This window comes from Enterococcus sp. S22(2020), from assembly GCF_020295385.1.
GTDB classification, from domain to species: Bacteria; Bacillota; Bacilli; order Lactobacillales; family Enterococcaceae; genus Enterococcus_L; species Enterococcus_L dunnyi.
In genome coordinates, this window is the sequence record NZ_JACFUD010000003.1 from 341,571 (window position 1) to 356,654 (window position 15,084).

Here is a 15,084-nt window from a genome sequence, read left to right on the forward strand (position 1 = left end):
CAAAGATGTCTGTTGAAAATCCATCACAAGAACAAATCTTTACTTATTTGAAAGAAGCGAAACGAATCGCAGTTGTCGGTTTAAGTAATAAGCCTGATAGAACAAGCTACCAAATTGCAGAATTACTGCAGGAATATGGATATGAAATCATTCCAGTCAATCCAGTCTTGGCAGGGCAAGAAATCCTTGGTGAATATGTGTATGAAAAACTTCAGGATATCCCTGGCTCAATCGACATTGTCGATATTTTCCGCAGAAGTGAATTCTTGCCAGAAGTTGCCCGTGACTTTTTAGAAACAAATGCGACAGTTTTTTGGGCACAACTAGGGCTAGAAAGTGAAGAAGCTGCGGAATTATTGAAAAAAGCAGGAAGAAATGCTATCATAATGAATCGTTGCATTAAGATCGAACTCGCTAAAATGCCGAAATAAGCACAAATGATCTTAAGAAAGAGTTACCGAATAGGAAAGCTCTTTTTTTTTGAGAGTTTTTAGAGTATTATTGTAATGATGTGGCTAAGGGCCCTATAATTCAAGTATAAGGAGTTTTTTTCTTTGGCGAAAAAGGTAAACAATGAATACAATGACGCCTCCATCCAAGTCTTAGAAGGTTTGGAAGCGGTACGTAAAAGACCAGGGATGTATATCGGTTCAACAGATAGCCGCGGATTACATCATTTAGTGTATGAAATCGTAGATAATGCCGTCGATGAAGCATTATCAGGGTATGGAAATGAAATCAATGTAGTCATTCAAAAAGACAATAGTATAAAGATCGTCGATTCTGGACGTGGTATGCCCGTAGGGATGCACGCATCAGGAATACCAACTGTAGAAGTGATTTTTACCGTATTACATGCAGGTGGAAAATTCGGACAGGGCGGGTATAAAACATCCGGTGGACTTCACGGAGTAGGTGCCAGCGTTGTAAATGCATTATCCTCATGGCTGGAAGTAACGATCGTCCGCGATGGTGTTGAATATAAAGAGCGTTTTGAAAATGGCGGGAAGCCTGTCGGTACATTGAAAAAAATCGGTAAGACAAATAAAAAGAACGGGACAACTGTTACTTTTTTACCTGACGATACGATTTTTTCTACGATCCATTTCTCTTATGAAACATTAGCGGAACGCTTACGTGAATCTGCTTTCTTATTAAAAGGGGTAAAAATCACACTTGCTGATCTGCGAGGAGAAGAACCTAAAGAAGAAGTCTTCCATTATGAAGAAGGAATTAAAGAATTTGTCTCGTATTTGAATGAAGAGAAAGATACCTTGACGCCAGTTGTTTATTTTTCTGGTGAAAAAGAAGGGATCGAAGTTGAATTAGCTTATCAGTATAACGATGGCTATTCAGAAAATGTTTTGTCATTTGTTAACAATGTCCGAACAAAAGATGGCGGAACTCATGAAGTCGGGATGAAAACGTCCATGACGAAAGCATATAATGAATATGCTCGTAAAGTAGGTCTATTGAAAGAAAAAGACAAAAATCTTGAGGGCAGTGACTTTCGTGAAGGTTTGGCTGCAGTTTTATCTATTCGTGTACCTGAAAATCTTTTACAATTTGAAGGTCAAACAAAAGAAAAATTAGGCACACCTCTTGCTAGAAATGCAGTGGATAATGTTGTCGGTGAGCAAATGGGCTTCTACCTCCAAGAAAATAGCGAAATGAGTCAGCAATTAGTTCGTAAAGCAATCAAAGCACGTGAAGCACGTGAAGCCGCTCGTAAAGCACGTGAAGAAAGCAGAAACGGAAAGAAACGGAAAAAAGGGGAGTCTCTTTTATCCGGTAAGTTAACACCTGCTCAATCGCGAAACCCTAAGAAAAATGAACTTTACTTAGTCGAAGGAGATTCTGCCGGCGGCTCTGCAAAACAAGGCCGCGATAGAAAATTCCAAGCAATTTTGCCGCTTCGAGGAAAAGTGTTAAATACAGAAAAAGCAAAAATGCAGGATATTCTCAAAAACGAAGAAATCAATACGATGATTTATACGATCGGCGCCGGTGTTGGTCCTGAATTTTCAGTTGAAGACTGCAATTATGATAAAGTCATTATCATGACCGATGCAGATACCGATGGTGCGCATATCCAAGTCTTGTTATTGACGTTCTTTTATCGTTATATGAAGCCGCTGATCGAAGCAGGCAAAGTTTATATTGCTTTACCTCCGTTGTATAAGGTTTCAAAAGGGCTGGGTAAAAAAGCGATCACTGAATACGCGTGGACCGACGAAGAGCTTGCAAATGTAACAGAACAAGTTGGTAAAGGCTATATGCTGCAACGCTACAAAGGTCTTGGTGAAATGAATGCAGATCAGTTATGGGAAACAACGATGGACCCTGAAACTCGTACGTTGATTCGAGTTCGTATCGATGATGCAGCTCAGGCAGAACGTCGTGTTACCACTCTTATGGGAGATAAGGTAGAGCCGAGAAGAAAATGGATCGAACGTCATGTTCAATTCACTTTAGAAGAAGACGGCAGTATTTTAGACCGTAAAGATGGCGAAACAGAGATTGCGCCTTCCATTTCAAACGATGTTTTGGATGAAGAGAAAAAAATAGAAAATGAACAAAAAAAGACAGAAACTGAAGAAATCAGTTTGTTCGATTTAGAGTAGGGAGTGATGAATGTGGAAAAACGCCAAGAAGTTCAAGAACTGACTCTTGAAGAAGTAATGGGCGATCGTTTTGGAAGATATTCCAAATATATCATTCAAGAGCGTGCCCTGCCAGATATTCGTGATGGATTAAAACCAGTTCAGCGCAGAATTTTATTTTCCATGAATAAAGATGGCAATACATTTGAAAAAAGTTTTAGAAAGTCAGCAAAATCTGTCGGAAATATCATGGGGAATTATCACCCCCATGGAGACAGCAGTATTTACGAAGCGATGGTTCGTTTAAGTCAAGACTGGAAGCTTCGTGAAGTTTTGATCGAAATGCATGGAAATAATGGAAGTATGGACGGTGATCCGCCTGCAGCCATGCGTTATACTGAGGCCCGCTTATCAGAATTAAGTGGAGAAATGCTGAAAGATATCGAAAAAGACACCGTTGACTTTGTATGGAACTTTGATGATACAGAAAAAGAACCAACAGTTTTACCCGCAAAATATCCCAATTTGTTAGTCAATGGCTCAACAGGGATATCAGCAGGTTATGCGACGGAGATCCCTACGCATAATTTAGCCGAAATCATAGATGGAACGATCTATCTGATCGATCATCCAAATGCTTCATTAGAAAAATTAATGGAATTTATCCCAGGACCTGACTTTCCTACAGGAGGTATTCTACAAGGAAAAGAAGAAATCAAGAAGGCCTATGAAACAGGACGAGGAAAAGTGATTCTCCGTTCGAAAACAAAAATCGAACCATTAAAAGGCGGCAAACAGCAGATCATCGTCACTGAAATTCCTTATGAAGTGAATAAAGCGACACTAGTGAAAAAAATCGATGAAGTACGTCTGAATAAAAAAATCGAGGGGATCGCCGAAGTTCGTGACGAAAGTGACCGAACAGGGCTGCAGATTGCTATCGAGTTGAAAAAGGATACCAACGCTGAAGGAATCTTGAACTATCTTTTCAAAAATACTGAATTGCAAATCAATTACAACTTTAATATGGTTGCCATCGATAACATGACACCGCATCAAGTGGGGCTCAAACGTATTTTAGACAGCTATGTTGCGCACCGCAAAGAAGTGATCACAAACCGCAGTCAGTTTGAATTGGATAAAGCGCAAGCCCGTCAACATATCGTATCTGGTTTGATCAAAGCCTTATCGATCCTTGATCAGGTCATTGAAACGATCCGTGCATCAAAGGATAAAAAAGATGCAAAAAACAATTTAGTGAAAGAGTACGCATTTACAGAAGCACAAGCAGAAGCAATCGTTACGTTACAATTGTATCGTTTAACAAATACAGATATTACGCAGCTTGAAAAAGAAGCGGAAGAACTTAGTCGTTTAGTTGCTGAATTGACAACTATTTTGAATGATGAAAAAGAATTGTTCAACGTCATGAAAAAAGAGCTTCGCGAGGTCAAAAAGCAATATGGAAATGAACGCTTGACTCAAATCGAAAATGAGATCCAAGAGATCAAGATCGATACACAAGTATTGGTTGCTCAAGAAGATGTTGTAGTCACAGTAACACATGAAGGCTACATCAAGCGGAGCAGTTTGCGCTCTTACAGTGCATCCAAGCCGGAAGAAATCGGGATGAAGGAAGGGGACTTCCTGCTTTATACCGGTGAAGTCAATACGTTGGATCATGTTTTATTGATCACTAATAAAGCGAATGTGATTTATCGTCCGGTCCATGAATTACCAGATCTAAGATGGAAAGAAATCGGCGAGCACATTTCTCAAACGATTCTAAATCTGTCGATAGATGAGTCGATCATCGCTGTTTATACCTATAAAGAACTGTCACCGACAAAAACATTTGTTTTCATGACAAAAGAAGGTATGATCAAGCAAACAAAAATGACTGATTTTGAACCTTGGAGAACCTATAAGAGTCGACCAACAAACTGTATGAAACTGAAATCCGATACAGATGAAATCGTCAATGTTTATTTGACGAATGAGCAAAAGCTCTTGGATGTCTTTTTAGTTAGTCATCGAGGATTTGGCCTCCGTTATCCATTAGAAGAGGTGCCAGTCGTCGGAGCAAAAGCTGCTGGGGTAAAAGCGATGAACTTAAAAGACCAAGATTATGTGGTCAACGGTTTATTAGTTTATCAAGAAGGAGATACACCGGTCGTGATCTTAACGCAGCGTGGAAGTATCAAGCGAATGCTTGCACAAGAACTCACACAGTTAGGTAGAGCAAAACGAGGACTGATGGTCTTAAGGGAACTAAAGAAAAATCCACATCGTGTGAGCTTTATGTCAGAAAGCAGTACGCTAGAGCTTTTAGTAACTACTCAAAGCGGCAAACAATATACGATTGATTCTCAAACATACCCAATTAACGACAGAACTTCTAATGGTTCATTTATGTTGGATGAGAAACAAGATGGAGAAATCCTAGAAGTCCATGAAATGCATACAGCAGAGTTGCCTGAAAAAGAAGAGACTGAATAAATCAATTCTGTTCTATAGAATTAGAAAAAAGCTAGAACTGTACTAATACAGTTCTAGCTTTTTGTATTACAGATTTCTTACTTTTTATATAAAACTGATTCTAGTTCGTTAATCATATCACAAAAATCAAATCCCTATAAATCAACGTTTCATACTGTTTTATTAAAAAAAATAGCGATTTCGCTCAAAATATAATAAGGAAAGGCTTGCATAAAAATAGCGATGTGTTATACTAATCACATAAAGCTGTTACAGTAATCAACAGCATACTAAGGAGGCCCATCAATGGAGCAATGGAAAGGCTTTAAAGGCGACAAGTGGAAAACATCAGTAGATACACGTGATTTCATTCAAAGAAACTATACTGAGTATACAGGTGATGACTCTTTCCTAGAACCGATCGCACCAAGCACAGACAAATTATGGACAAAATTACAGGAATTATTTGAAGTACAGCATGAACAAAATGGTGTGTACGACATGGACAATAATATTCCTGCAACAATCACTTCTCATGAACCTGGGTATTTGATCAAAGAAGAAGAAACAATCGTAGGTCTACAAACTGACGTACCTTTGAAACAAGCATTCATGCCATTCGGCGGTATCAACATGGCGAATAACTCTTTAACTTCAAACGGTTACGAAGTAGACGCTGAAATGTCTAAAATCTTTACTGAGTGGAGAAAAACACACAACCAAGGTGTTTTCGATGCTTATACACCAGAAATGAGATCAGCTCGTAAAAACAAAATCATCACAGGTCTTCCAGATGCATACGGACGTGGACGTATCATTGGTGATTACCGTCGTATTGCTTTATACGGTATGGATTTCTTGATCGCTGAGAAGAAAAAAGACTTAAGCAACACAGGAAACAAAGTGATGACTGACGATGTTATCCGTTTAAGAGAAGAAATCTCTGAACAAATCAGAGCAATGGCAGATCTTAAAGAAATGGCTTCAACTTATGGTTTTGATATTTCTAAACCAGCAGCAAATGCTAAAGAAGCAATCCAATGGTTATACTTTGGTTACCTAGGTGCAATCAAATCACAAAATGGAGCAGCAATGTCTATCGGACGTATTTCTGCATTCTTAGATATCTATATCCAACGTGATTTAGAAGCTGGATTGATCACTGAATTTGAAGCGCAAGAAATGATCGATCACTTGATCATGAAACTACGTATGGTTAAATTCGCTCGTACACCAGAATACAACCAATTATTCTCTGGTTACCCAATCTGGGCGACATTATCGATCGCTGGTATGGGCTTGGATGGACGTTCATTAGTAACTAAAAATGATTTCCGTATCCTGCATACTTTAACAAACATGGGACCATCACCAGAACCAAACTTAACTGTATTGTATTCATCTCATTTACCAGTAGGATTCAGAACATTTGCATCTAAAATCGCAAAACAAAGTTCTTCGATCCAATTCGAAAATGATGATCTATTACGTGCTAACTGGGGATCAGATGACTGTGCGATCGCATGTTGTGTATCTGCAACAGTTATGGGTAAAGATATGCAATTCTTCGGTGCTCGTGCCAACTTAGCTAAAGCTGTGCTTTACGCGATCAATGGTGGTGTAGACGAAAAAACAAAAATGCAAGTAGCTCCTAAATTCCGCCCAATGACTGGCGATACTTTAGACTACAACGAATTTATCGATCGTTACAAAGACATCATGGATTGGTTAGCTGAATTGTATGTAAATACATTGAATGTTATCCACTACATGCATGATAAATACTCATATGAAGCAGCACAATTAGCCTTCATGGAAAGTAACTTACAACGTACATTTGCAACTGGTATCGCAGGTATTTCACATGCTGCTGACTCAGTAATGGCTATCAAACATGGTAATGTAAAAGTTATTCGTGATGAAGACGGCTTAGCGGTTGATTATGTTCCTCAAAATGAGTTCCCAACTTATGGTAACGACAATGAAGAAGCAGATGCAATGGCTAACTGGATCCTTGAGTACTTCATGACTCAAATCAGACGTCAACATACGTACCGTAACGCTAGACCAACAACTTCATTATTGACAATCACTTCTAATGTAGTTTACGGTAAAGCAACTGGTAACTTACCAGATGGACGTCGTGCAGGTAAACCATTGGCACCAGGTGCTAACCCAAGTTATCAAGATGGCAAATTCTTAGGTGAGAAAAATGGTCTTTTAGCTTCACTTAACTCAACTGCTAGACTTGAGTACACAAGTGCATTAGATGGTATCTCTAATACACAAACGATCAATCCTAACGGTTTAGGTAAAGATGATGAAACAAGAATCGAAAATCTACGTAACGTAATGGATGGCTACTTCGATAAAGGTGGTTACCACTTGAACGTTAACGTATTCACAAATGAATTGCTTTTAGATGCACAAGCACATCCAGAAAAATATCCAAACTTAACGATCCGTGTATCTGGATATGCCGTGAAATTCCGTGACTTAACTCCTGAGCAACAAGCAGACGTTATTTCTAGAACTTCACACGATAGACTGTAAGAACATACAATTGAAGGGGTGACCTCGTGTCATCCCTTTTTTCTAAAAAAGAAATGAGGAATCGAAATGACGACACCTGTAATTGGTAGAATCCACTCTACAGAAAATTTTGGAACGGTTGATGGACCTGGTGTCCGCTTCATCGTGTTTACGCAAGGGTGCCGCATGCGTTGTCAATTTTGCCATAATCCTGATACATGGAAAATAGGTTCAGGCGGCCGCGAAGTTACAACGGATGAAGTATTAGAAGAAGCTATCAAGTATCGTTCATATTGGGGCGAAAAGGGAGGAATCACTGTCAGTGGTGGTGAACCATTACTACAGCTGGAATTTCTCACAGACTTATTTAAAAAAGCGAAAGACAAAGGCATACATACAACGATCGACACTTGTGGGAAACCTTTCACAAGAGAAGAACCATTTTTCAGCCAATTTCAAGAACTAATGAACTATACTGATCTGTTATTATTCGATATCAAACATATCGATAATGAACAACACAAATTATTGACTTCTTTAGGAAATGAAAATATTTTAGAAATGGCTCAGTACCTTTCTGAAATTGGAAAACCAGTTTGGATCAGACACGTATTAGTTCCAGAGCGTAGTGACTATGATGAGTATTTGATTCGCCTAGATTCATTTATCAAAACCCTTAAAAATGTCGATAAAGTAGAAGTTTTACCTTATCACGTAATGGGGAAATATAAATGGGACGAATTAGGGTTAGACTATCCATTAAAAGGAATCGATCCACCAACAGAAGAGCGTGTGACTAACGCAAAAAAACTATTACATGTTGCAGATTATCAAGGATATGCAACGAGATAAGTATTAAAAATAGAAAAGTGCAGCAAATATTGTTGTTTCTTTTCTATTTTTTGTTATTATTAATAATGAAGAAAAAAGAAGGAGTGAACCCTTATAATGTCAAAAATTCTTGTTTTTGGACACCAAAATCCTGATACTGATGCAATCGGTGCAGCGATCAGTTTTGCCTATTTACAAAAAGAACTTGGAAAAGATACTGAAGCTGTAGCTTTAGGTGCACCAAGTGAAGAAACACAATATGCTTTAGATTATTTTAACGTAGATGCACCTCGGGTAATTGAGAGTGCAGCTGGAGAAACGAATCAAGTGATGTTAGTTGATCATAATGAATTTCAGCAAAGCGTTTCAGATATTGCAGATGTAACGATTTTAGCTGTTGTTGACCATCATCGTATCGCAAACTTCGAGACAGCTGATCCATTGTATTATCGTGCAGAACCTGTTGGCTGTACAAGTACGATCGTTTTGAAGTTGTTTAAAGAAAATAACATTGTTGTACCAAAACAAATCGCAGGAATGATGGTATCAGCGATCATCTCTGACACTTTATTATTTAAGTCACCAACCTGTACTCAAGAAGATATCGATGCCGCTCACGAGCTAGCAGATATCGCAGAAATAAACTTGAACGGCTACGGACTAGATATGTTAAAAGCCGGAACGAATCTAAGTGACAAATCAGCTGAAGTCTTACTAGATTTAGATGCTAAAAGCTTCCCAATGGGCTCTAAAAACGTCCGAATCGCTCAAGTTAATACTGTTGACCTGAATGAAGTTTTAGACCGCCAAGAAGAGCTGGAAGCAGCTATGAAAAATGAAAATGCGACAAATGGATATGATTTATTCGTTCTGATCATCACAGATATTTTGAATAGTGACTCTGAATTACTAGTGATCGGAGAGTCATTAGATAAAGTAGAATCAGCTTTCAATGTAACCTTGGATAACAATCGTGCATTTTTAAATGGTGTCGTTTCGCGTAAAAAACAAGTAGTTCCTCAATTAACAGAAGTATTTAGTTAATCTGGACATATCAATGAAAGAGCTTGGGATATAACTCTTCGGGTTATTTTCTAAGCTTTTTCTTATTATAAAAAGAAAGCGTGGTCGAGCTTTGGAAAAGGTAACCTACTATTATAAAAGAGAAAACACCGCACAGCTGAACAAGTTGATTTCCACACCATTATTTGAAGAAATCATGCTGCATTTGATACGGAATCAGCAACAAGAACTTATTTTACGACAGTTAAAAGCGGCTATTCCAACAACAGAAAATTTAGAACTCTATTTAGAACAAATGATCAGTCAGGGGATCATCCAAAGAGTAAATCGACGCTACTACTTATCCATACCGATTTTTTCTCAGCAAAATCGCCTAGAGATACCAGCTTCTACCCAATTATTCTTAGATGATTTAATGAAAAAATCCAGCAACCAAGACCAGTTTTTTGGCGAAGTTTTATGGTCGGTGTTCTTTGATGACGATACGGACTATTTTTTTGGTGTACAAATGGCGGATTCTTCGACTACTTTCGTGAAAAAAATAGAAGAGGGGAATGAGAAGCTGAAATTTGTTTCTCTTCATCTGAAAGATACGTTTCCGCTTTCTCTAGCCGACTATTTTTCTCTACTCTCTAAAAGAACAGCTTTACCAGATACATTCAAGTCAATAGAGCAATTGATCGGAGATGTTGATATTGATTATTTCATCACTCAAGCACTAAAAGTGATACGTTCTAGTATCAGGTCAAAGTCCAAACAAATGAAGAGAAATATTTTTCAGGAGACTCTTGTAATCACAAATGACTTGCAAGAAAGAGCTGATGCCACTTTTTCTTTGACTTCGCCCATCTTAGAAAATGGTAGTTTAGCGACAGCAGACGAACTAGACGAACTCAAAAAAATCTTACCGCCACTTTGGGAAAATATCAAAGACGATAATGAACGCATATTCTATAAGAAACAATTATATTCTTACTTGTTTCATTATTATTTTCCTGAGATAGAATTTTTACACTACTTAAAATATTAAGTTACCTATAAAAATATTATGTAAACTTTGAAATCGATTAACTAAAGAGCAGCATCTAAAGTAGAATAGATCCTGCTTTTTAACTTAACTATTTCGTTTATGTACTTTTTTAGTCCAGAAACCACCTGAAATAAACTTAGGTTCATAAGAAATGATAAATGCTCTAGGTTCTTTTTCATTGATCAGTTTATACAAACTACGTTCATTTTTGCGAGGAGAAAGAATTTCAAGAATCATTCGTTCACCTTCACGACCGGCACCAAAGCTTTGGGTCACACCATATCCGTTTTCTCTTAATATTTCCGGTAAATTCAGTTGTTCTGTAGAAGAAGGCAAGATCGCTGTAACCATGATATAGCCTAAAGCTAAGTAATCTTCGATTTTGATTCCAACGCTGATTCCGACAGCATACCCTAAAGCGTACACGATTAAATTGATGGGCTCATCTAAACGATTCAATACCATACTTAAGCCTAAAACGTAAATCGTGATCTCGGCCATGCTGACTAATGGTGCAATCAAACGATAACCTTTCATTGTCAGCATAAAGCGGATAGTGTTCAAAGTAATATACGAAAAATTCACAAAAAAGATAGTTGCAAGCATCTTGACATCCATTCCGATTAATTCCTCTTTTCAATTAAAGATATCTGCATATTATAGTACACTATTCACTGAAATTAAATAGGTTGAACAAAATTAAAGAAAAAAACTTATGCTCTATTTTATTCAAAATTGATTATGAAAAATCAGAGTGTTATATGTTGGAGCAGGAGATACTTTTTGCTATAATCAATGTATTATGTGTATAAGGGAGAAATGAAATTAGATGAGAATTTTTATCCTCATACTTGTGGGTTTATTGTTATTAAATACAACAGCAGCACTTATTACCGTGTTTAGAAAGCCGCGAAGTATTTCCAGTGTTTTGGCCTGGATCATGACCTTGATTTTTTTACCAGGAATCGGCTTTATTATCTATCTTTTTTGCGGTAGAGGGATCGATGGGCAAAAAGTATTTCAATTAACTGACTATGATAACGAAAAAATAGCAGAAATCAAAAAAATTGTTGATAAAGATAATTTAAAAGCTGATAGCGGATTAAATATCAATTTATTGACAGATGCACGTGTACTGAATCGCTATTTCAGAAATATGGATTCATCGCCTTTAAGCAAGCGCAACAGTATACAGCTTTATACGGACGGTAAGGAAAAATTCGAGGCCTTATTTGATGATATCCGTAAAGCAAAAGAAACGGTTCATGTCGAATATTATTCTTTTTTCAACGATAAGATCGGTAATAAATTTCTTGATCTATTGGAGGAAAAAGTAAAAGAGGGGATAGAGGTCTATTTAATCTATGATCCATGGGGCTCACCTGGTGCTGATAAAAAATTCTTTGCTTCATTTGTTGCTGCTGGTGGAAATGTCGCACCTTTTATAACCTCAAAAAATATGATCAGTAAAACCCGGCTAAACTATCATTTGCACCGTAAGATCGTTGTGATCGATGGAAAGATAGGCTGGACTGGCGGCTTTAATGTCGGTGATCAGTACTTGGGTGAAAGTAAAAAATTTGGTTACTGGCGAGATACACATATTCGAATTGTCGGTTCTTCAGTCTTTTCTCTTCAGGAGATTTTTATCATGGATTGGAATGCGTCTGTTGCAGATAAAACAAAGAAAATGGACTATGTAGATAAGTATTTCCAACTTTCTGCTGATGATCAATTAGAAGATTTATCATTGCAAATCGTTTCTGATGGACCTGATTCAGAAGAAGAAATTCTAAAAAGCGGTTTTATAAAAATGATTTTAGCGGCCGAAAAATCCGTCTGGATTCAAACACCGTATTTAATACCGGATGATAGCATGATCAATGCGCTGCTGATTGCTGTTCGATCTGGAATCGATGTACGTATCATGATCCCATGTATGCCAGATCATCCGTTTATTTATCGCGCAACTCAGTACTATGCAAACTATCTTCATAAACGGGGCATAAAAATTTATCTGTATCAAAACGGTTTTTTACATGCGAAAACAATGATCATCGACAATGAAATCTGTATGGTCGGCACCACAAACCAAGATATCAGAAGCTATGCATTGAATTTTGAAGTAAGCACGTTTATCTACGACACTAAGTTTTCTTGGAAGCTCACTCAAATATTCAAAGAAGACATAGAGCAAAGTCTTTTACTGACTGATGAGATGATCAAAGGACAGTCCCATTGGTTACGATTTAAGCAAAATTTCTCAAGATTATTATCACCAATCCTATAGTTAAACTGAAAAGCAAGTAGACCTCTAAATCTATTTGCTTTTCAGTTTTTTTAGACTGGAGTATAGGATCTTAGGTGAATATGCGAAAGGGACTTGAGTGATAATTTTTTATTTTATTCTAGTTAACATAATATACATTATACAAAGTAGTTACGATTAAACAATTATCGCTACCTTTCAATAACATCACTAATTATGACATGAAACTACTCTTGAACTTGATCTTCAATCGATGCTAGCTAGTTCTTATTGATTAATATTCGTAATAACCTGTGGCTTCAAAATAGTTAAAAGTTCCAATGCTGAAGTGTAAATTACGATCTTGTTGTCAGCCCAACGCTCTTTTACTAAAACTTTTTCCGTCTATAACATGTGTGATCTTTGTAGAAATCAGGCACTTTTAGGTTAGCATATCTTTGTCTGTTCAAAGTATAACTACATAATTCATTGCCAAAATCAATTTTAGCTTACTATCATAATCTAAAGAATAAGCGACGATTCATCCCCTTTATGACTCAAGGCAGTTTTAGTAATCAATTTTTTCACTCCTTAACTTCGTGAAATATGAATCCCCTTCTATATTGTCTGACTTTTCAGAAAAAGTCTTTTCAAAATAAGAGGAGTATTTCGGGAAGTTCAAAAAGACTTTTCGTTTGAACCTCTTAATTATAATGAAATTATTCTTTTAAAACAACTAAGTTCAGGTAATAAATGTATAGTAAAAAAACTGAAACAAAACTTTTGAAAGTAAAGTTAAGCTCCAGTTTTTTTATATTAATATTGATGCTATCTTTCGTTTTTCATTGCTTCTAAGGCTGCTGTGTTGATAATATTCCAAGGTTTATCAAATGAAGGTTGGAAGAAGAAATCTGCATAAGCTAAATCTTCGATCGTCATTTTCGCTTTGATTGCTAAGGAAATGGCATTGATATTTGCTGTTAAATCGGCTTTAGACATCAATTGCGCACCTAAAACTTGTGTTGTTTCTGGATCATAAACTAATTTGAACCACGCTTTTTGTTTATCCGGATTAAAGTCCATTAAATAATCTTCAACCACTAATGCTGATTTCGTTTGTCTATTTAATTTTTTGGCCATCTCTTCATTGATACCAGTTGAAGCAAATTTATAGTCAAATACGGCTAGTCCTGATGAACCTTGAATTCCTGGGAATGGTTTTAGAGGAGCCTCTAAGTTTTTCACTGCAAAGCGACCTTGTTTTCTAGCATTCGTAGCTAATGCAATATTTACCTCTGTTTGTCCAGGATTGTATTTGATCAAGGTTGCGTCACCGACAGCAAATACATCCGGAGCACTTGTCTGCATGTATTCGTCCGTCTTGATCAATCCATTAGGATGAAGTTCAAGGGTATCCTTCAGCCATTCTGTATTTGGACGAACGCCAACAGCTACAACAACTAGATCAGCGTCATATTCACCCTTATCTGTGACAACTTTTTGAACATGCCCATCGCCTTTATAGCTTTGAACTGTTTCGTTTGTTACTACTTTTATATTATTTGCTTCCATTTCTTCAGTCAATACATCGGTAAATTCTTTATCAAGATAAACGCCTAGTGGTCGATCCAAAATATCGATGACAGTAACATTTTTACCAGCTTTTGCAAATGATTCTGCTGCTTCGATTCCGATATAACCACTACCGATCACTACCACATTATTTACTTCTGGATCTACGGTTTTTTGTTTTAATTTGATTGCCCATTTTCTGCCGCGCATCAAATAAATATTATCTAAGTCCTTTCCAGGAAGATTTAATTCAAATGGGACAGCTCCAGGACTGATAATAAGCTTGTCATATTGCTCAGTACGCTCAGCTCCAGTTACTAAATCTTTCACAGTAACATAGTGATCTTCAGGTTTGATCGCAGTGATCTCTGTATTTGAAAATACGTTGACTCCTCTACTTTCCATACCTTCTGCTGTCATATAACGAACGGAATTTACATCTTTAACTTTACCTTCTAGATAAAGCTGCATTCCGCAAGAGAGAAAAGAAATGAAATCCCCTTTTTCGTACCATTGAATTTCTGCGTCCGGATGAGAAATCAACAACTCCTCTACTGCTTCATAACCTCCGTGGGATGAACCTAAAACGATAACTTTCATACTTCTATTCCTCCAATACTATTTATTATATAATAAATAGTATCATATAAACAGTTTATAGAACAAGTCATTTACATATATATTCTCAATTAAGTGTAATTAAATGAGAATATACAGCTAACTAAATGAACATAATAGTTTTATTGTAACTAAAAAATAGCAACTGA

10 protein-coding genes are annotated in these 15,084 nt (G+C 37.0%); 8 read left to right on the top strand and 2 right to left on the bottom strand.

Features of this window, described 5'->3' with window-relative positions; all coding sequences use genetic code 11:
- Positions 1–5: 5 nt before the first annotated feature.
- The 7 genes from H3T55_RS07365 to H3T55_RS07395 all read left to right on the top strand — a co-directional run bounded on the left by H3T55_RS07365 (position 6) and on the right by H3T55_RS07395 (position 10,497).
- Positions 6–431 (top strand): CoA-binding protein, encoded by a 426-nt coding sequence (locus tag H3T55_RS07365; protein ID WP_087640085.1) that lies wholly within the window; start codon positions 6–8, stop codon positions 429–431.
- Positions 432–554: 123 nt separating this feature from the next.
- Complete coding sequence (gene parE / locus H3T55_RS07370) at positions 555–2,624, top strand: DNA topoisomerase IV subunit B (protein ID WP_225533955.1); 2,070 nt, start codon at positions 555–557, stop codon at positions 2,622–2,624.
- A gap of 12 nt (positions 2,625–2,636) precedes the next feature.
- Positions 2,637–5,102 carry a DNA topoisomerase IV subunit A gene (parC, locus tag H3T55_RS07375; protein ID WP_087640083.1) on the top strand — a complete coding sequence of 822 codons (2,466 nt, stop codon included), beginning with the start codon at positions 2,637–2,639 and terminating at the stop codon, positions 5,100–5,102.
- 285 nt (positions 5,103–5,387) lie between these two features.
- A complete protein-coding gene (gene pflB / locus H3T55_RS07380; RefSeq protein WP_087640082.1) occupies positions 5,388–7,634 on the top strand; it encodes a formate C-acetyltransferase in 2,247 nt (748 codons plus the stop codon).
- A 66-nt stretch (positions 7,635–7,700) separates the two neighbouring features.
- The gene (gene pflA / locus H3T55_RS07385; protein WP_225533956.1) at positions 7,701–8,465 is read left to right on the top strand and encodes a pyruvate formate-lyase-activating protein; all 765 of its coding nucleotides are present in this window, start codon (positions 7,701–7,703) and stop codon (positions 8,463–8,465) included.
- A gap of 96 nt (positions 8,466–8,561) precedes the next feature.
- Positions 8,562–9,488 carry a manganese-dependent inorganic pyrophosphatase gene (locus tag H3T55_RS07390; RefSeq protein WP_225533957.1) on the top strand — a complete coding sequence of 309 codons (927 nt, stop codon included), beginning with the start codon at positions 8,562–8,564 and terminating at the stop codon, positions 9,486–9,488.
- A 91-nt stretch (positions 9,489–9,579) separates the two neighbouring features.
- Positions 9,580–10,497 (top strand): DUF1803 domain-containing protein, encoded by a 918-nt coding sequence (locus H3T55_RS07395; protein ID WP_225533958.1) that lies wholly within the window; start codon positions 9,580–9,582, stop codon positions 10,495–10,497.
- An 84-nt stretch (positions 10,498–10,581) separates the two neighbouring features.
- On the opposite strand, the gene H3T55_RS07400 is transcribed toward H3T55_RS07395, so the two are convergent.
- Positions 10,582–11,121, bottom strand: coding sequence for a DUF2179 domain-containing protein (locus H3T55_RS07400; protein WP_225534148.1), 540 nt, complete (start codon positions 11,119–11,121; stop codon positions 10,582–10,584).
- A 205-nt stretch (positions 11,122–11,326) separates the two neighbouring features.
- On the opposite strand from H3T55_RS07400, the gene cls reads away from it, so the two are divergent.
- The gene (gene cls, locus H3T55_RS07405; RefSeq protein WP_225533959.1) at positions 11,327–12,787 is read left to right on the top strand and encodes a cardiolipin synthase; all 1,461 of its coding nucleotides are present in this window, start codon (positions 11,327–11,329) and stop codon (positions 12,785–12,787) included.
- 786 nt (positions 12,788–13,573) lie between these two features.
- On the opposite strand, the gene H3T55_RS07410 is transcribed toward cls, so the two are convergent.
- On the bottom strand, positions 13,574–14,917 hold the full coding sequence (locus H3T55_RS07410) for an FAD-dependent oxidoreductase (RefSeq protein WP_225533960.1): 1,344 nt from the start codon (positions 14,915–14,917) through the stop codon (positions 13,574–13,576).
- Positions 14,918–15,084 lie beyond the last annotated feature (167 nt).

Excerpts from the sequence above, each read along its gene's own strand:
- cls (WP_225533959.1), top strand. The coding sequence starts at position 11,327 with ATGAGAATTTTTATCCTCATACTTGTGGGTTTATTGTTATTAAATACA.
- pflA (WP_225533956.1), top strand. The coding sequence starts at position 7,701 with ATGACGACACCTGTAATTGGTAGAATCCACTCTACAGAAAATTTTGGA.
- H3T55_RS07410 (WP_225533960.1), bottom strand. The coding sequence starts at position 14,917 with ATGAAAGTTATCGTTTTAGGTTCATCCCACGGAGGTTATGAAGCAGTA.
- pflB (WP_087640082.1), top strand. The coding sequence starts at position 5,388 with ATGGAGCAATGGAAAGGCTTTAAAGGCGACAAGTGGAAAACATCAGTA.
- H3T55_RS07390 (WP_225533957.1), top strand. The coding sequence starts at position 8,562 with ATGTCAAAAATTCTTGTTTTTGGACACCAAAATCCTGATACTGATGCA.
- H3T55_RS07365 (WP_087640085.1), top strand. The coding sequence starts at position 6 with ATGTCTGTTGAAAATCCATCACAAGAACAAATCTTTACTTATTTGAAA.